Raw genomic sequence first — 17,246 nt, 5'->3', positions numbered from 1 at the left:
GCCCCTACTGCAGATCAAAACGCCGGGCAATAATCAGGCCACCATCGTCTTGGGCCTGAACCAACATACCCTGGTGCGGCGGGATAGAAATCGTACCGTTCGCATGTCCACTACCGGGAAAGTTCAGCGCAGGGCTCACCTGATCAGTAAGGTTAACCGCCGCCCAGCCCTTCTCAAAGCTACGCCCATAAATACCCAGTGCACCCTCAATGGGGCCGGTCGGTTGGCCAAGATCCCAGGCTAGCTCTTCAACCCAGGGGGTGTCATTGTGGGCATCATGGGCACCGGCAGTCACCGCCGACCACTGACCACCACCAAAAATCCAGAAAGCCGCAAGAGCCATCAGAAAGTTGGGGTGCTGCAGGTCTCCATCAGTGGAAGCCCGCAACAGGGTTAACCTTCCCTCACCCTGCGCCTGCTCCCCCTGCATGAAGTTCCGAAGGTTGGCCTGGGGGCTAGGCATCATCTGCTTAATCTGAGCCACCGAGCTATTGGCATCCAAAAACTCGTTCGGCCCCCAGCCCAAGAAGACCTCTTCAAAACCGCCGCCGTAGGCGCTATGGCGCTCCCACTTACCCTCATCCCTGCGGGACTCAGCAATGTTCGGAACCAGGATTTTGCCGCGCGCGTTCAGGGCCTGACCGGCCTCTGAGATCAGCGCGTCAAGGCCACGGTGGACTACCTCGATGCTTTCTGCGCCCTCAAGGGGGAAGTTCAAACCGTAGTAATCCCCGTAGATATCGTTATCTGCAAGAACACCATCAAAGGGGGAATCCGCAATCTCCTCCACCACGTTCTGAGTCCAACGGCTCCGGTAGGAGGCATCCCAAACTCGCATCTGGTAGTGCCCCCAGTAACCGTTCCACTCGATCTTGTCACCGTTGAGGCGACGAGCAAACCACCCCTGAGCCTCAGCTTCAGAATACGAAACACCGGAGGTGTAAGGTGCGCTCTCCTCATACCTACGAGCTGAAGATAGGCACTTATAGGCCAGTACGATGATATTAGGGTTGAGCTCTTTGAGCTGCCGTGCAGCCTCCCTCTCCCCCGGTTGGACCAAGGCCACCGCGTAATGTTGAGCTGCAAATTCAACCTGTTCGCGGGTAATTGGGTCGCCTCCGTAGCGTACCCATAATCCTCGACTGACCGTAGTCATGCCACCTCCTAGCTATTAGCCTCAATGTAATCTATGTTCTGGTCACCTTCGGCAACAACCGCGCTGGGGACACCCGCCAGCGAAGTGTGTTCTTGGCCAGGCTTATAATCCAACTTGCCCAGCTTGCGATAGATGTAGTTATAACGGTCCATCACATCGTGAAGCTGGAAGAACTGCAGTACGCGTTCACGAGCGTTGAGACATAGCTGCTCGTAGAAGTCCGGGCTATTCATAATCCGCTTGAGTGCATCTGCGAAACCTTGCGGGTCACCGGCCTGGGTAAGAATTCCGCAACGCTCAACGTGTGAGCCATCCTCAGAGACAAGAACATCATCAATCAGCTGGGACATACCACCCACATCCGAACCAATCACGGGGATTGAAGCACTCATCGCTTCCAAAGCAACGATAGGCTGGCCCTCGTTGTAGCTGGGCATGACCAGCGCATCAAAGAGACCCAGCTTTTCACGGACATTAACGGTTCCGTGGAAGGTGAAGTAGTCTTCAAGGCCGCGCTCCGCGATAGCCTCACGGCACTTCTCATAATAGGACGGAAGATGTTCGGTGGGGCCCAGGCAGTCAATGTGAAGCTTGAAGCCTTCATCACGGAGAATCGCCACCGTCTCAATCAGGTCGATCAGGCCCTTAATAGGAACCACACGGGCAATAAAGACGAACTTCCAAAGGTGGTTTGTGCCCTCTTGAATAATCGTTTCACGGGCATGGCGACGGAGTGCGTAAGCCTCATTGACATCAGAAATCAGCATGCCGTTGGGCAAGATAATGGAGCGTTCACGGATGCCATGAAGCCCCTGAGCCTCGTCAATGGCCTTGGGGTAAAGGTAGGTAATCAGATCCGCGCTGGGGTAGCAGAAACGACCCATCTGAATCCACCACAGCATCCAGGCGCGCTCTTCGGGGGTAACATCAAAAACGTCGGGATCCTGGACAGTCACGGGGAGGGACATATTCCGGTCCAAGAGAGTGTTCACGGTGTCACGGACGTAGAGGTTATGTTCCGTTAGCAGGAAGCTGCTCCCATTATCTCGTGCCCCGGCAGCACCGATGAGAGATGCGTACCCTGTGGTGTGTGCGTGGTAAACCCTAGCGTAGGGAAGACGCTCATGCAGGAGCGCATAAGCAAGAGAAAAGAAGGTACGGATTAGCCAGAAAGCATCAGAAAAGCTCATGTTATCGAGCGGGAGGCGTTCAAAGAGCACCTCCATAAATTCCTTGCTACCAAGAAGCCCCCACCCGGGAAACTCCCGGGTTTTCTCTGAGAACATGCGGTCATAGACCCGCCACAGAGGATTAACATCGGCTTCTTCTGTGAGCGCATACAGGGCATCGAAGAGTTCGTGCGAAGCCGCAATCCGCTCCTGGGCATTCAGGTGTAGCTTCTTGGCGGAATCAGAATAGGACTCCCGGTGCTCGTCGAAGCTCAAGAAAATGGTCTTAACCCAGAGTACGTTCTCTGGGACCCCGTAGAGGTCCTTCATGGGGGAATCTCTGTCCCAGGCAATGTGAATGATGCCGAACGTCAGATCTGGGTTACTGGTAATAATGTCGTGGACAACCGCCGAAACCCCACCCTTGAGATAGGGGTAGGTGGACTCCATCGTAATAGCCACATCAACATCAGGGTAGTTCGGGTCAGTGTAATGCGCGCCGGAATCAGGCTTAAGAAGTTCTTTGTAGGTGTTTTCTACAGTCATGGTGCCTATCTTCAAATGTCTAAAAGGTGCAATTTGGGGAAGAGCGATCAATAGGGGGAGAGAACTACCAGGTGATAGCGTGCCGCCAGAAAAGGTCGTAGGCAGGAAGTTTCCAGGTCTTGCGGAAGGCTATGTAGGCAATCGTGACAAGCACGACCTCACCAGCCATGATGATGAAGTAGCCATTGGTATTCGGGATAAGGGCGAAAGCAAGCATGCACAAAATCAAATGTGCCAGGCCTAAGACCTGAGGAATCAGATGGGACCCCAAGTAATCAACCTGGTAGCTGTAGATAGCAACAGCCAGGAACATCCATGAAGACATGATGATGCTAAAAGCCAAGATAACCGAGTCTGGCAGGTAGAAGAACATGAAGACTGCAACGAAGACAGAGCAGATACCAGCCATCAGCAGGGTGCGCTGTGTAGCCTGCAGAACTCGGCGTTCCACCTTCTTCGAGTAGCTCTGAACCTGGCTATAACCTCTGGTCTGGATAGCCTCACGCAGCTTTGCCACAGCACGGTCAACCTGTTTTGCCTCAGCAGCGAAGAAATAGTTATAGGCAACAACAGCAGGGATAAGACCCATGTAGATGGTGACAACCTGCAGTTCGCCACCCTGGGAGATAAAGAAGATGTACTTATCTGCCCAAAGGACGGTACCAATGAGGAAGCCACGGAGCATCTCGCGTGCAACAACAGGGTAGTAAAGCCGTTTGAAGAGGCTCAGGTAGCCAATGTAATCGCGAATTACAAAGAGCATGACCAAAATACCCATGAGAGGGGGGAGGAACCAGATCTTGGGGGCGATCAGCAGGGCAAGGGCGTAGGCCAGCCAGGAGAAGCCCCAGGCCTTACGGCTATCGGTGGGCAGATTAGCCACAACCAGAAGCTGCCCAAACATGACGTTTAAGAAACCCAGGAGCAGGAAAGCCATCAGAACGGTCAGGTTCCAGTGCAGAGCAAAGTAAAAGGGAAGAGCGAAAAGGATGAGCGCGGGCACTACTGCCAGGCAGGTTGAGACCCAATATTCGGCGAACCTTTTGGTGCAAGCCTCCAGATCACGCTCCCCCAGCAGGTCGTCCATAGCTTTATAGACGGGCAGGCAGATGCTCTGGGACATCCAGGGCACAGTAATGGAGACTGCCAGAATCACCTGTGTGAGGGCTACACCGCCCAGGGTCACCTCAGAAATTTGCGGGGTGACTAGCGGAAAAATAGTGGTTAGGAGGATGACGGGGGATAGATAAAGCAGAAATTGAATCAGAAATTTACGCTTTCGTGGATTTATTATCTTGCCCCGACGAGTAGATGTCATAAGTGCGGTTGACATAGGTAGATCTTTCTTAGGTGCGATTCCCTCTTCTTTATTTAGAACCATTATCCCAGTATCGGTGCTTGTCAAAAGCAGGGTTTTGCCCCCATTCAGGCTTTGTCACCATAATGTGGGACAGAAATCCAGGGCGAAAACTGACAAGTGAGCCAGGAGCTCAGGGTGAGGACCCAGCACCCGTCCCCCAAAAGGGGTAAAAGAAACATAAGCGCTAGTCAGGGTCATAAAAATGGCATAAAGAATACCAGTAAAGTCGGGGCATCACATTCCGGGGCGCATATTTTCTAGACCCCGGTCAGCAGAACTTTAAAAGGAAAAGGGGCAGACCTAGCGGTCTGCCCCCTCCCCAACTCGCTATACCTCTGCTTGCCGCCCTAAAGACTCAAGGCGCACTAGCACAGACTTATAAACCGGCGTATTGGAACCTTTAGCTGCTGAATCCAGCGGGACCAAAACATTCCCCTCAGGAAGATAAACAGAGCAACAACCGCGCGCGTGATCATACTCAATGACGCGGAAGTTAGGGGCGCGGCGCTCCCCGTCCTCCCAGACAGAAACAATATCGACCAGGCTGCCATCCTGCAGGCCCAGCTGAGCAATATCATCCCTGTGCATAAAGACAACTCGGCGGCCCTGACGAACACCCCGATAACGATCGTCAAGCCCGTAAATGGTGGAATTGAACTGGTCGTGAGAGCGCACTGTTGATAGCAAAAGGTGACCGGCAGGAAGATCCAGCACGTTTGTCTCGTTCACCGTTAACAAAGCCTTACCGTTCTCAGTATTGAAAACACGCTCACGCGGGCCATTAGGCAGGTAGAAGCCCCCGGGCTTCTCTATGCGCTCATTGTAGTTCTCAAAACCAGGCACAGTGGCCTCAATCGCATCACGGATCAGAGCGTAGTTATCAATCATGGGCTGCCAGAAGTCATCCCCAAAAGTTTCGCGCCCCACCGAGCAGATAATATCTACCTCAGATTTCAGGTTCAGGTCATTGTTGGCCTTACGCTTACCGACGGAGGCTGAAACAACACCAAAGGAATTCTCCACGGTAACTTTCTGAGGGCCACTGGCCTGGATATCCTCATCGGTTCGAGCACGGACCGGCAGAATCAGGGCTTTTTCCCCGGGCCAAGCATGTGACCCGTTGGGCTTGGTGGAGAGGTGGACCGTCATCTCCTGGCTGCTCATGGCCTTCTCACAGGCAGCGGTATCGGAGGCAACACGCACCAGGTTTCCACCCAGAGACATAAAGAACCGGTTACTACCATCACGCATCTGGCGTAGCGCCTTAACGGTATCTAAACCATGCTCACGGGGAACGGGAAAACCGAAGTGCTCTTCAACTGCTGCCAAGAAGGGCTCAGGCATCTTCTCCCAGATACCTACCGTCCGGTTGCCCTGGACATTGGAATGGCCCCTAAATGGTGCGCTACCGGCGCCCGGCTTACCGATATTACCGGTCAGGAAGAGGAAGTTCATGATCTCACGCAGGGTGCCTACCGACTCGCGGTGCTGAGTAACGCCGAGCGTCCATGAAACAATAGCGCTCTCGGCCCGCTCCACCAAGTCAGCAACCCGAGCCACCTGAGCGGCAGAAATGCCTGAGCCAACTTCAAGCTCGGCATCATCAAGGCTCAGCAGATGCTCCTTGAGCTGCTCAAAGCCGCTGGTGAACTTGTCGATAAAAACATGGTCCAGGGCATCACGCAGAATCAGCTCCTTATTGAGCTGTTGGAAGAAGGCGCGGTCACCATCAAGACGTACCTGCAGGTACTCATCGGCTAGTTTCTCTGGAACCACCATACCCATAGGTGACTGAGGCTCCCGAAAGGCCATCAACCCGGTTTCAGGCATGGGGTTGAGCACCACCATCTTGCCGCCGTTTTCCTTCATTTTCTTAAAGCTAGTGAGCGAACGCGGGTGGTTGGTGCCGGGGTTCTGCCCCACAGAAATCAGCAGGTCGGTGGTTTCAAGGTCGCTCATGGTGATGGACCCCTTGCCCAGACCCGCTACCTCTTTAAGGGCTACCCCCGTTGATTCGTGGCAGAGATTACCGCAGTCTGGGAGATTATTTGATCCCAAGCGTCGGGCCAATAGTTGGAAAGCATAGGCGGCCTCGTTGGAGGCCCGACCGGAGGTATAAAAAACCGCTTTTTGAGGGTCAGTGCGCTGGAGTTGCTCAGCGATCAGGGCAAAGGCTTTCTCCCAGGAGACGGGGCGGTAGTGGTCATCACCGCTGGAACGGTCATAGAGAAGAGGTTCGGTGATACGCCCCTGCTTACCCAACCAGAAATCCGTCTTAGTTCGTAGCTCTGTCACTGAGTAACGTGCCCAAAAATCAGCCCCCGCCCGATCAGCAGTGGTCTCCTCCGCAATAGCCTTAGCACCGTTTTCGCAGAACTCCACAAGATTCATGTCATTCTGATAGGGCTCAGGCCAAGCACAGCCTGGGCAATCTACGCCCCCGGGCTTATTCATGGTCAGCAAAGGCAAGAGACCCCGCGCAGGAATGGCATGCTGCATTGCGTGGATAACTCCCCCAGGACCTGCCGCCACCTTTACCCGATGACCTACCTTAGGGTTATCAAAGGCCGTGGGGTTAGCGCCCTCGGCCCCCGACAAGGAACTACTCTTTTGCCTCAACACTTTAGCCATAGCATCATTCTAGCCCCCTGAGCACACGGGATCAGAGAATCTCACCTGCTATGTTCTGCTATATGCCCCGCATAGAGAGTAAAGCGATTATCCCGAGTGAAAGCAATGAGGGTCAAGCCCGCTTGGCGGGCAAGATCAACAGCTAATGAAGACGGCGCAGAGACCGCCACTAAGGCAGAAAAACCAGCTAAAACAGCCTTCTGCACCAGCTCAAAAGAAGCCCGGGAACTAACCACAAGGGTCTTGCCGGGCACATTCATATTCTGCCCAGATTCTGGCTCCCCCAACCCCCCCTTTAAAAGCAGATAGCCAATAACCTTATCCACAGCGTTATGGCGGCCAATATCTTCGCGCGCAACGAGCATACTGCCCTGTGAATCAAAAACAGCCGCCCCATGAATTCCCCCGGTTTTACCAAAAAGCACCTGCCGCCCCCGGAGCTGCTGGGGAAAATCCAGTATCTGCTGTGGAGTCAAAGCCGCAGGCGCAATCGGCCTGTTGGCCTTACCCATAATCGACTCAATAGAAGTAGAACCACACACCCCGCAGGCTGAGTTCGTCACGGTCAGCCGCGCCTGTTCCAAGCCCGGAGCGAGGACTGCGCCTGCACTGGTCAGATCCAGCACGTTATAGGTATTAGCGCCATCTGGACCGGTAGCCCCGGCACAGTACCGGGCAGCCCTGATGTCCTCTGCACCGCGAATAATGCCCTCAGAATGTAAAAACCCATGTGCCAGCTCAAGGTCATGCCCCGGCGTGCGCATGGTGGTGGTGATAACACGCCCATCCAGACGGATTTCTAGGGGCTCCTCGGGGGTCAGCGACTCAGTTCGACGACTAGATGTGAAGCTACCATCTTCACCCAAGACATAGCGGGTTGCCGCAAGGCTACGGTTAAGCCTGCCCATCAGCTTCCTCCACCACATCGTCGATACCGGCGATAGCCACAAGCGCTTGGGCTATCGCATCGGGTGTTGATAGAGCGCCAGCCTGACCAGAACCGGCTTGAGCTGCAGCATAGCCCACCAAAAAAGCCGCCAGGGGTGCAGCGGGACGAACCACACCGTGCGCTACCCTCTTGGTCAAGCCAAGTAAGTGGGGGGTTAGCTCGCTGATAAGCGCTGGATCAAGGTCTAGTTGAGCAGATGCCCGGCGCAGGAAGTCACGAGCCATCTCTAAGTCACCAGGATTTTTCTCAGCCATAGCCCTCCAGGTCAGGATCAAAAAGGTTCCCTTCCAAGATACACTCCCCCGCAAGCCCCCCTGGGACAGCCTCTCAACACATCCCAAAGGCGATAGCGGGCAAAGCCCCACAGTGAAACCCCTGAACCTATCTGTCAGCTGAGGCTCTCAGGGGTAAAACTGACCGCCAGCCCCTCACGCTCACCGAACCGCTCCAGGTGGCGACCTAAAACGCCTTCAAGACCTTCGCGCTTCTCGGGAGTCCCAGCGTACACCTTAAGAACCAGGCAACCCTGCTCCTGCCCCGATCCCACGAGAAGATCCCCATACCCCCTGAAGTTCCCGTCACGATTAAAAGTTAGGCGGTAGCCCCCCTCAATCTGCTCTACCGGAATTTTATGCCCCATGTGCGAAGCGAGTTGCTTGGCATACCGAGCCGGGCGCTCCGTAGTCACAACTGCGCGCGAACGAACAGATAAACTCTCAAGAGCTGGGTAAGCGGAATCAGTCATGGGTAAACCTTTCATGGTAGTTAGGCACACCTTATCTTATAGGGCATCCGTAAAAAGCACTATGGCACAGGCATCTCCCTCCCCCCTGCGCAAGATTAAAACCAGCCCCGGATACCTCAGAAAGTGTAAAAGGCGTAGACTAGACAGGTACATTAGAGCGCTACCACAGACTCCGATACGGTGGCGCTCTCTCATTTCTGGGCACACACCCACACGAGTATCTACGGATTTTCACGAATGTCTTCTGAGAACACCGCGGCTCAAAAACCCGCAACCACCAGCGCTATCGACAGCTTCTTCAAAATCACCGAACGTGGCTCAACCCTAGCCACCGAACTCCGAGGCGGCCTGGCCACCTTCTTTGCCATGGCCTACATCGTAGTCCTCAACCCTCTCATCCTGGGGCTAGCCCCGGACGGCGCAGGCAACACCCTCGGCGTTGAACGAGTTGCCGCCGCAACCGCGCTTATCGCGGGTATCCTCACCATCGTCATGGGTCTGTGGGCCAAACAGCCCTTCGCCATGGCAGCCGGCCTGGGCGTCAACGCCCTACTCGCATCAACCATTGCCACCACCCCCAACCTCACCTGGCCCCAAATCATGGGCCTGGTCGTCTGGGCAGGTATCGTCATGGCAATCCTAGTTCTTACCGGCTTCCGCCGCGCAGTCTTTGACGCCGTACCCGAATCTCTTAAAACCGCAATCGTTGTAGGTATCGGCCTCTTCATCTCCCTCATTGGCCTGGTCAACGCCGGCATTGTACGCCGCATGCCCGACGCCGCAGGTACCACCGTCCCCGTCTCCTTCGGTGCTGACGGCCACCTCAACGGCTGGCCTACCCTGGTCTTCCTCTTTGGGCTCTTCCTAACTATTGCCCTCTTCATCCGCAACGTGCGCGGCGCAATTCTCATCGGTGTAGTTGCCTCAACCATCCTGGCCATCATCCTAGAAAAAGTAGCGCCCTCTGGCTCATCCCTTGACTCAGCAACCGGCTGGTCACTCATGATCCCTGGCATTCCTACCCAGTGGGTAGGCCACCCCGACCTCTCCCTCATTGGCTCAGTGGACATGGTCGGAGCTTTCTCCGCAAGCTCCCTAGGAACCCTGGGCGCCACCATGCTCATGTTCGCCATCCTGCTCGCCGTTTTCTTCGATGTCATGGGAACCTCGGTAGGCCTGGCTACTGAAGCCGGCACCATAGATAAAGACGGCAAGATTGAGAACATCGACCGGGTGCTCCTCATAGACGCGGCAGGCTCCGTACTCGGTGGTGGCTCATCGAGCTCCGCACACCAAATCTTTGTGGAGTCCGCAACCGGCATCGGCGAAGGCGCCCGTACAGGCTTTGCCAACATGGTCACCGGCGCGCTCTTCCTGCTGGCTGTCTTCATCTCACCGCTGGTATCTATTGTTCCTTTCGAAGCAGTAGCACCCGCGCTGGTTGTCGTCGGCTTCCTCATGGTCCGCCAGGCCATCCACATTGATTGGACCGACTGGGGCCTGGGTATCCCAGCCTTCCTGACCATCATCATGATGCCTTTCACCTACTCCATTGCCGACGGTATCGGTGCAGGCTTCGTCGCCTTCACCTTCATCCGCCTGGTCCAGGGCTGCGGTAAAGATGTACACCCCATTATGTACATCGTCTCGGCAGCCTTCCTGGTCTTTTTCGGTATGGGCATCATTGAAGGTTGGATGCACAGCTAAGCCCGCAAGAACCCCTATAGTTCTAAGCCCCGCCCCCCTCTTTGCGTCACCCCCAATACAGAGCGGGCGGGGTTTCTTATTCCCTGTTTTAATTGAGGGCATGATTGATTCCACAACACGTTGCCCCTGCGGGACCGGCGAAACCTATGGCTCCTGCTGCCAGCGCTACCACCGGCAATTCGCTCAGACCGGTGCCCTCACCGCCCCCACCCCTGAGGCTCTCATGCGCTCCCGCTTCACTGCTTTTGCCCTCAACCTGCCTGACTATCTACTGGCAACCTGGCACCCCACAACCAGGCCACACTCTCTAGAACTTGATGAGAGCCTACGGTGGTACAGGCTCGATATCCTGAAAGCCACCGGCGGGCCCTTCGACCCCCAGGGAACCGTACACTTTGCCGCCTACTACCGGTCAGCACCGGGTACACCCAAAAGTCAGAAGGTGGGCGGGCTACAGACCGAAGTTTCCCAATTCACCAGAGAAAAGGGGGTCTGGTACTACCTTGACGGCGCTGTCGAGTAGCCCACGAAAAAAGCACCTATCAGGGGCTCAACAAGCAGGATTTCTGCAAGAACTAACCAATCATGCTCTTTAAGGCATACACAGTGGAATGGCTACCCTGACTACCCACCATCACCACGTCCCCGCGCTTCAACAGGGGACGTAAAGCATAGCGCACCTGAGCAAGGCTTAAGCCCAGGCGCTCTGCCAATTCTGGTGCTGAAAGCTCACCGCCCCGGCCTAGGGCATCAACAATATATGGGGAATTCTTGCTCAGCCTTACCGGCGATTCAGCTACCGCAGACACTACAGGAGCAAGCTTCGCAGATTCAGGAGCAACCTGGGCTAGCGGCTCAGCCCGGTCAAACCAAAGAATCACCTTAAACTTAACCCCGCTGTTAATAAGCTAAGGAGTGGGGGTAGCCTCATTCCGAGCGAGGGAGGCAATGCCCGCCTCTACCGTGGCATCCGCTCCAACCGCGGTAAACCCGCTCTTCTCATCGACACCCAGGATCAGGGTCCCGCCATCGGGCATATTAGCAAAAGCGGGGAGTGTTTGCCCTAGATTCTGCGGTAAACCCTCCCGGGCGGCCTTGACCTCAATCTCAGTGCTATCAAAGCCTCGTTCCCGAAGTAGGGCAAGGGTTTCTTCAAGTCTCTGGGCGTTCTATTCCATAAGTCAATGATTCTCAGTGAGGTAGATTTTTATCAGTGATACCCTCAGTGTTAAGAGTGAGGACTTGCCCCAAGAGCCACTAGCACAAGACTATTGCTCCAGGGGAAGAATTTGACGTTACCCGCGTAGCTCTCGATCTAGTTGGACCGTATCCAGGTTCGGGGCGCCATCCCGCCGAGGCTGGGCAGAGCGAGCAAAGTCTCGGACCCAAGCATCGTCCTTGTACTGGGCGGGGACACCGCCACCCAGCAGGCGTTTGCTAATAGCGGCCGTTACCAGGTCCCCCTCCACGGGGAGGGGCGAATTAGAACCGGCGATAATCACGTTGCCGCGGCGACGGCCCTTAAGCATGGCCGGGTCAGCCACAATACAGGTGTGCTCAAATACCCGGGCGATAGCAGCAGCCTCGGCCCGTGCACCGTTGAGGTTACGGTCATCGCCGCAGTTGATGATGTACAGCCCACCGGGCGCTAGAGAGCGAGCGCCTAGCTGGGTGAATTCAAGGGTGGTTAGCGGCTCAGGAGTGATATAGCCCGAAAAAACGTCACGGATGATGATGTCCCGCGACTGGGGAGCGAACCCCTCGGTGACCTGACGGGCTTCACCCACGCGAATCTTAACCAGGGGTGCCTTGGGCAGTTCAAACCACTCACGCACGTACTCGGCTAACTTGCCGTCAAGTTCCACCACGGTGTTACGCGACTGCGGGTAGATATCGGCCAGGTAGCGGGCCATTGAGCAGGCGCCGCCGCCCAGGTGGGTAATTCGGAGCTTGGCGGGATCGCAGTGGGCATCCACGAAAGGCTCAATGACAGCCGCTAGCCAGCGCATATACTCAAAATCTAGCTCGCGGGGTTTACCCAGCACAATGTGGGAGGACTCCATGCCATTGATTTCTAGCACCCAGCCACCGGGGGTGTAGTCATCCTCAATGAGTTCAGCGATACCGGTATCAATAGGGTATTTACCCTCAACTAGGGCCTCAGGGGCCTCTACCGTCGCCTTAGGTTTTCTTCTTCGTTTAGCCACCCCTCTAGCCTAGTGCTTCTTGGGCCGGGCAGTAGACTGGGTAGGGTGAGAGAGCGGTAACGCCGGTAGAAGAGGAAGGAGGCGGCTGTGGGTTTTGCGGTAAGTGGCAGGTATATCCTCAGCCCGGTGGGCACTGAGGATGGAAGCACCTATGTTAAGTTGCAACTTCAGTGCCTGGCCCAGACCTATAACACCCTGGTGGACCCCGAGTTCGGTGCCCGCCAGAGAGCTGCCGCCGAAACCCTGCACCGGGAGTTTGCTGAAAATATTGTAGCCCCCGGTGTACGAGCCTTTTTCGCCTACGAGAACCCCCAGTGGACACCGACTTCCGGCACTTCTTGCACAGTCGGTACCGCTCTTGACTGGGGTAAGCCGGTAGGTTTTGCCCTCTCCCGCCCGGGCCCCCTGCCCTGGGAGTACGAGGTGAACCTGCCCCTAGCGCCGGAAGGCACACGGGACCTCACCCACCTCTACACCCTAGAGTCCGTTCAGGGGACCGGGCTGGGAGCCGCCCTCTTTGATGCGGTACTCTACCCCGACGAGCCGGCCTACCTCTGGTACATCATAGGTAACCAGAAAGCAGTGCGTTTCTACGAGCAACGAGGCTTCGAGCCAGAAGGAAGCATCATTGATTGCGGTGGTGCCTGGGGGAAGGCTCGCACAGCCCGCATGGTGCGCGGGTTGAGCATCGAAAGTAGCGACTAAGCACCCCCTCCGCAGAGCTTAGCTACCCGGCAACCAGTTCGAGTTCAGGCTCAAAAATCTGGATGGGGCTCCCCAGCCCGGTAGCCGGAATATCAGGAGCTCCAAGCAAGCCGCCCAGGTTCTCCAGATGGTCCTGCAAGGTAGCCTCATACACCTTGATCTTATGATCCGGAACAGGAACCGGCGGTTTGCTAGCTCCCTCCTTGGGATGGAGTGGCTCAAGGATCGGGTCAAAAATCTCTACACCCCCGATGTTCACCTCCCCCAGACTATGCTCTACAGCTTGAACCAGATCTTCCGTATCTTGATAGAGATCTGCCGGGTTCACGTCTAAACTCACTCCCGTCATGATCTCCGCCGCTCCATGGGCAGCTCCCATGGCACCTATCGCCCTTTGCTCATCCTGGGTGATATCGGGCTTCTGGGTGGTTCCAGAATAGATATCAGCCTTCACCGATACATAGCCAGCAAAGATTTCTTCAAGCTCCGGGGACGGTTGCTGGGCTTCTGGCTCCTTGCTGGCTATCTCCTGGTACTCCTGTGCACCGTGAATACCTCCTGAATCCGGCACAGCCGTGTAGACATGGGACTCATCGGGCTTATAGTCCGGGCGGTCTCCACTCAGCATAGGAACATAATCCTCCCGATGGCGCAGATCAACGTGATGGATGCTATCGCGCACTTTGAGATGGCCAATTGGGCCAGCCTGGGTCACCAGCCCCTTGACCCTGTAACGGGAATTGATGGTGTCGTTATTAGCGAGGGTAGCCGCTGCGGTAGCTCCCTGGCTAAAGCCCATAAAGGATATAGTTGCCCCCTCGGGGACCCCGGCGTCCTCTATAGCTTTCTCCACCAGAGACATGAGGGCCGTATAGTCTTGCGGGGCAAGGTGCGGGTTACTGCTGGATACAGTGCCAACGGTGCCGGGCCAACTATTGACGCCCCCCTTATAGAATCCAGCCAGTGTATCCTCGAGGTTACCCCCCAAAAGATTCCCATCTGTCCCAGGAATAGTCACTAGGTACATGGTTTTGCCCGTGGTGGGGTTAACCAGCTTCTCCACCACAATATGGTCCCACTCCCCCTGGTAGCCCTGGCTAGCCATGTAGGTATCGCCTCTCTCCTCGATCTCCTTGACCTGCCCGAAACGGTGTGTAACGTCCTGCGGTGTGATCGGAACGGGCCCCATAAAGGCTGCTGCCTCGGTTTGATCGGTAAAGAGGTCACCGGTCATCTCCCGCTTGGCGCGTAGCCTTCCGGTCATACCCAGTCGATTAACAAAACCGTTAAGGGTAGAAGCCCCTCTCGCTAGGAGTAAATATCCACCGGGGGTCTTCCGGTAAATATCCAAGAGAGGCAACCCAACTTTTGGGGCACTACTGCTAAGAACCAGGCCACCCTTGATCACCCTAATTTTGAGACTGTCAACCGTGTAACCGAAGGCAGAGCCATAGGCTAGTGCTAGAGACTTACCCTGATTGGCAGCAACAGTAAATCCGCCCATAAGAGTTAGGGCAAAGGTCTCGGCTTCCTCGTAGGCCTGAGCCGCTTGGCCGACAGCTCGGGATAAGCGGCGCGTACCCGCAACCAGGGCAGTAAGCCCCGTTGAAGTCACACCCAGAGAAGTGAGTGCCTGCGCCCCGTTGCCGCTAGCGTCCAGAGGGGCCAGCAGGGCAACCTGGGAAGTAATGCCGAGTAGAGCGTTCCCCGTCTGATCGTACCGATCGGCAACACCGTTCAACTGGTCAGAAAGCGGCCCGAGTTCAGACATTTCCACCGAGATGCTTGAGCCAAGCGAAAGAAGTTTCTGGTTCATGGCTTTACCTCCCTACTCCGGCTAAGGCTGTGGAGACTTGGGCCAGTAGGGGGTTGTTCATGGCCTGAACCAGCTCCGCGTGTAGGCCGGGAACACCGGCCTTCTGTGCGTAGACCACGAAGTCGTCCAATACGTCCTCGATCACTCCCATGCCACTGAGCGCCAGGTCTAAGGCCGCTCCCGCCGCCTTAACCGCCGTCGCAGCGGCCTCAAGTTCAAGGGCAACCATCTCACCAGAAATCCGGATGTGATGGGCTGTTTGGTCAAGCTCGCCCCACAACCGTTGGCCAGCTAAACATTCAATCTCAAGACCTTTCTGGAAGGCACGACCTGCCGCGGAGGTCCACTGCACCTGCCCCGCTACCCGCGCTGTACCGGTTGCGGTGTGCACATGGACAGCTTCACGGCTCACCTGCTCAGCCAGCGAAGCGGCCCAGTTGCGGACTCGCTGAGCCATATCCAGTGCGCCCGCGCTGGCCTGGGCCGCACCGCTACTGGCCCAGCCTGACCTGCCGGCGGCTTGCGCAATCTCATAGATCGAGGGCATGCCCTACCTCCTCATTTATCGGGGTACCTTTGTGCCTACACCTTAGGGGCCGTAATTCGCACGGTGAGTGGTGGGCAGGTCTGTGGAAGAAGGCCACCGGGCAGTTCAACCCCACTTTCAGCGGAATTGGTGAAGCAGTGACTACCCATGACACCGCCCTATCCACAGCCTGACCTGTACGTAGCTCAGCCATACAGCCCCCGGACTGTCCCAAAGCCGCCCCAAAACCGTGCGCGCCGACACGTTCCCATGAGAAACTAGAAATATGTCTCATCGCGAAAACTGCACAACTCTGCCCTCTGGCCGCCACTCACTTACCGGCGCCGATCTAGCCCTCGGTGCTCTGGATGGCCGCTACAAAGCCGCTACCGAACCGCTTGTTGACTACCTCTCGGAGGCCGCCCTCAACCGTGACCGTGTGCACGTAGAAATTGAATGGTTCATCTACCTCTGTGACAAGCAGGTTCTGCCCGGTCTGGAGCCCCTCACCGATGATCAGCGCACCGGTCTGCGCGCTATCGTCACCGAATTCACCGAAGAATCCGCCGCTGAATTGGCCGAAATTGAGGCCGTCACTGTTCACGACGTTAAGGCTGTTGAGTACTTTATCGCTCGCCGCTTAGAACCCTTGGGCCTGGGCCACCTTAAGCCCCTGGTACATTTTGGGTGCACCTCAGAAGACATCAATAACCTCTCCTACGCCCTAGGCATCAAGGACGCGGTCACTAACATTTGGTTGCCCGCCGCCCGCGGCCTGGTGCAAGAGATTATGAAGCTGGCAGAAGAGGCCCGTGAGGTGCCCATGCTCTCGCGTACCCACGGCCAGCCTGCCACCCCCTCCACCCTGGGTAAGGAACTGGCTGTTTTTGCCTACCGCCTGAACCGGCAGATAAAGCAGGTTGAAAATGCTGAGTTTCTGGGCAAAATCAACGGCGCAACCGGCACCTACTCCGCTCACGTCGTCTCTGTTCCGACCGCTAACTGGCAGAAGATTTCTGAAGACTTTGTGACCGGCCTGGGCTTGGACTGGAACCCGCTGACCACCCAGATTGAAAACCACGACTGGCAGGCCGAGCTCTACTCCTTCATGGCCCACTTCAACTCGGTACTGCACAACCTGTGCACCGATGTCTGGAGCTACATTTCGATCGGTTTCTTCCGCCAAATTCCTGTGGCTGGGGCGACCGGTTCATCGACCATGCCCCACAAGGTCAATCCCATTCGTTTTGAGAACGCCGAAGCCAACCTGGAAATCTCCAACGCCCTTTTGAATACCTTGGGTGCGACCCTGGTGCAGTCCCGGTGGCAGCGCGACCTGACCGACTCATCTTCACAGCGCAACATTGGTGTGGCTTTTGGACACTCTGTTCTGGCAATTTCTAACGTAGTTAAGGGCCTTGAACGCCTGGATATCGCTACCGATGTCATCGCCCAGGATCTGGATGAGAACTGGGAGGTTCTTGCCGAGGCCATTCAGATGGTCATGCGTGCCGAAGCTATTGCCGGTGTTGAGGGCATGGAGGACCCCTACGAACGCCTCAAGGAGCTGACTCGTGGTCAGCGTGTGGATGCGGCCCGTCTTAAGGAGTTTGTTGCCGGGTTAGGGCTTTCGCCCGAGGCCGAGAAGCGCCTGTCAGAGCTGACCCCGCGCACCTACATTGGCCTAGCGCCTCAGCTACTGGAGCACGCTACCCGCTAAAGCCCTATC

At 56.1% G+C, this 17,246-nt stretch carries 16 protein-coding genes; 4 read left to right on the top strand and 12 right to left on the bottom strand.

Annotation, left to right across the window (positions count from 1 at the left end; genetic code table 11):
* Window positions 1-4: 4 nt before the first annotated feature.
* The 7 genes from ACN08V_RS00280 to ACN08V_RS00250 form a co-directional block, all read right to left on the bottom strand.
* Window positions 5-1,156, bottom strand: a complete 1,152-nt coding sequence (locus tag ACN08V_RS00280; protein ID WP_419104110.1) for a putative glycoside hydrolase — start codon at window positions 1,154-1,156, stop codon at window positions 5-7.
* A gap of 8 nt (window positions 1,157-1,164) precedes the next feature.
* On the bottom strand, window positions 1,165-2,871 hold the full coding sequence (gene pelF, locus ACN08V_RS00275; RefSeq protein WP_419104109.1) for a GT4 family glycosyltransferase PelF: 1,707 nt from the start codon (window positions 2,869-2,871) through the stop codon (window positions 1,165-1,167).
* Between the two features lie 64 nt (window positions 2,872-2,935).
* Window positions 2,936-4,204, bottom strand: coding sequence for a hypothetical protein (locus ACN08V_RS00270; protein ID WP_419104108.1), 1,269 nt, complete (start codon window positions 4,202-4,204; stop codon window positions 2,936-2,938).
* Window positions 4,205-4,558: 354 nt separating this feature from the next.
* Complete coding sequence (locus ACN08V_RS00265) at window positions 4,559-6,862, bottom strand: FdhF/YdeP family oxidoreductase (protein WP_419104107.1); 2,304 nt, start codon at window positions 6,860-6,862, stop codon at window positions 4,559-4,561.
* Window positions 6,863-6,903: 41 nt separating this feature from the next.
* Window positions 6,904-7,770, bottom strand: a complete 867-nt coding sequence (gene fdhD / locus ACN08V_RS00260) for a formate dehydrogenase accessory sulfurtransferase FdhD (protein WP_419104106.1) — start codon at window positions 7,768-7,770, stop codon at window positions 6,904-6,906.
* A complete protein-coding gene (locus ACN08V_RS00255; RefSeq protein WP_419104105.1) occupies window positions 7,757-8,065 on the bottom strand; it encodes a DUF6457 domain-containing protein in 309 nt (102 codons plus the stop codon). Before ACN08V_RS00255 ends, fdhD begins: the two co-directional genes overlap by 14 nt.
* Window positions 8,066-8,199: 134 nt before the next feature.
* A complete protein-coding gene (locus ACN08V_RS00250) occupies window positions 8,200-8,556 on the bottom strand; it encodes a DUF2218 domain-containing protein (protein WP_419104104.1) in 357 nt (118 codons plus the stop codon).
* A gap of 237 nt (window positions 8,557-8,793) precedes the next feature.
* Between ACN08V_RS00250 and ACN08V_RS00245 the strand changes: the two genes are divergently transcribed.
* Both ACN08V_RS00245 and ACN08V_RS00240 read left to right on the top strand, forming a co-directional pair.
* On the top strand, window positions 8,794-10,263 hold the full coding sequence (locus tag ACN08V_RS00245; protein WP_419104103.1) for an NCS2 family permease: 1,470 nt from the start codon (window positions 8,794-8,796) through the stop codon (window positions 10,261-10,263).
* A gap of 100 nt (window positions 10,264-10,363) precedes the next feature.
* Window positions 10,364-10,786 (top strand): YchJ family protein, encoded by a 423-nt coding sequence (locus ACN08V_RS00240; RefSeq protein ID WP_419104102.1) that lies wholly within the window; start codon window positions 10,364-10,366, stop codon window positions 10,784-10,786.
* Window positions 10,787-10,838: 52 nt separating this feature from the next.
* On the opposite strand, the gene ACN08V_RS00235 is transcribed toward ACN08V_RS00240, so the two are convergent.
* The 3 genes from ACN08V_RS00235 to ACN08V_RS00225 all read right to left on the bottom strand — a co-directional run bounded on the left by ACN08V_RS00235 (window position 10,839) and on the right by ACN08V_RS00225 (window position 12,470).
* Entirely contained in the window at window positions 10,839-11,144 is a 306-nt protein-coding gene (locus ACN08V_RS00235; protein ID WP_419104101.1) for a winged helix-turn-helix domain-containing protein, read from the bottom strand.
* Window positions 11,145-11,171: 27 nt separating this feature from the next.
* Entirely contained in the window at window positions 11,172-11,369 is a 198-nt protein-coding gene (locus tag ACN08V_RS00230; protein ID WP_419104215.1) for a hypothetical protein, read from the bottom strand.
* Between the two features lie 189 nt (window positions 11,370-11,558).
* On the bottom strand, window positions 11,559-12,470 hold the full coding sequence (locus tag ACN08V_RS00225) for a spermidine synthase (protein ID WP_419104100.1): 912 nt from the start codon (window positions 12,468-12,470) through the stop codon (window positions 11,559-11,561).
* 87 nt (window positions 12,471-12,557) lie between these two features.
* On the opposite strand from ACN08V_RS00225, the gene ACN08V_RS00220 reads away from it, so the two are divergent.
* On the top strand, window positions 12,558-13,175 hold the full coding sequence (locus ACN08V_RS00220) for a GNAT family N-acetyltransferase (RefSeq protein ID WP_419104099.1): 618 nt from the start codon (window positions 12,558-12,560) through the stop codon (window positions 13,173-13,175).
* A gap of 22 nt (window positions 13,176-13,197) precedes the next feature.
* Here the strand turns inward: ACN08V_RS00220 and ACN08V_RS00215 are convergent, their stop codons facing one another.
* Together ACN08V_RS00215 and ACN08V_RS00210 are read right to left on the bottom strand one after the other, a co-directional pair.
* The gene (locus tag ACN08V_RS00215; protein ID WP_419098928.1) at window positions 13,198-14,991 is read right to left on the bottom strand and encodes a WXG100 family type VII secretion target; all 1,794 of its coding nucleotides are present in this window, start codon (window positions 14,989-14,991) and stop codon (window positions 13,198-13,200) included.
* 4 nt (window positions 14,992-14,995) lie between these two features.
* Window positions 14,996-15,538, bottom strand: coding sequence for a hypothetical protein (locus ACN08V_RS00210; RefSeq protein ID WP_419104098.1), 543 nt, complete (start codon window positions 15,536-15,538; stop codon window positions 14,996-14,998).
* Between the two features lie 265 nt (window positions 15,539-15,803).
* Here ACN08V_RS00210 and purB point away from each other — a divergent pair, with 265 nt between their 5' ends.
* Window positions 15,804-17,237: an adenylosuccinate lyase gene (gene purB / locus ACN08V_RS00205; RefSeq protein WP_419104097.1), complete on the top strand. Its 1,434-nt coding sequence runs from the start codon at window positions 15,804-15,806 to the stop codon at window positions 17,235-17,237.
* Window positions 17,238-17,246 lie beyond the last annotated feature (9 nt).

It is taken from the genome of Rothia sp. P5766 (assembly GCF_048513555.1).
GTDB lineage: Bacteria > Actinomycetota > Actinomycetes > Actinomycetales > Micrococcaceae > Rothia.
The sequence above is the reverse complement of the archived record's forward strand: the minus strand, read 5'-3'. Positions and strand labels throughout refer to the sequence as shown.

Bases quoted from the DNA above. Each gene is read 5' to 3' on its own strand.
- ACN08V_RS00280 (WP_419104110.1), bottom strand. From the start codon at position 1,156: ATGACTACGGTCAGTCGAGGATTATGGGTACGCTACGGAGGCGACCCA.
- pelF (WP_419104109.1), bottom strand. From the start codon at position 2,871: ATGACTGTAGAAAACACCTACAAAGAACTTCTTAAGCCTGATTCCGGC.
- ACN08V_RS00270 (WP_419104108.1), bottom strand. From the start codon at position 4,204: ATGTCAACCGCACTTATGACATCTACTCGTCGGGGCAAGATAATAAAT.
- ACN08V_RS00265 (WP_419104107.1), bottom strand. From the start codon at position 6,862: ATGGCTAAAGTGTTGAGGCAAAAGAGTAGTTCCTTGTCGGGGGCCGAG.
- fdhD (WP_419104106.1), bottom strand. From the start codon at position 7,770: ATGGGCAGGCTTAACCGTAGCCTTGCGGCAACCCGCTATGTCTTGGGT.
- ACN08V_RS00255 (WP_419104105.1), bottom strand. From the start codon at position 8,065: ATGGCTGAGAAAAATCCTGGTGACTTAGAGATGGCTCGTGACTTCCTG.
- ACN08V_RS00250 (WP_419104104.1), bottom strand. From the start codon at position 8,556: ATGACTGATTCCGCTTACCCAGCTCTTGAGAGTTTATCTGTTCGTTCG.
- ACN08V_RS00245 (WP_419104103.1), top strand. From the start codon at position 8,794: ATGTCTTCTGAGAACACCGCGGCTCAAAAACCCGCAACCACCAGCGCT.
- ACN08V_RS00240 (WP_419104102.1), top strand. From the start codon at position 10,364: ATGATTGATTCCACAACACGTTGCCCCTGCGGGACCGGCGAAACCTAT.
- ACN08V_RS00215 (WP_419098928.1), bottom strand. From the start codon at position 14,991: ATGAACCAGAAACTTCTTTCGCTTGGCTCAAGCATCTCGGTGGAAATG.
- ACN08V_RS00210 (WP_419104098.1), bottom strand. From the start codon at position 15,538: ATGCCCTCGATCTATGAGATTGCGCAAGCCGCCGGCAGGTCAGGCTGG.
- purB (WP_419104097.1), top strand. From the start codon at position 15,804: ATGTCTCATCGCGAAAACTGCACAACTCTGCCCTCTGGCCGCCACTCA.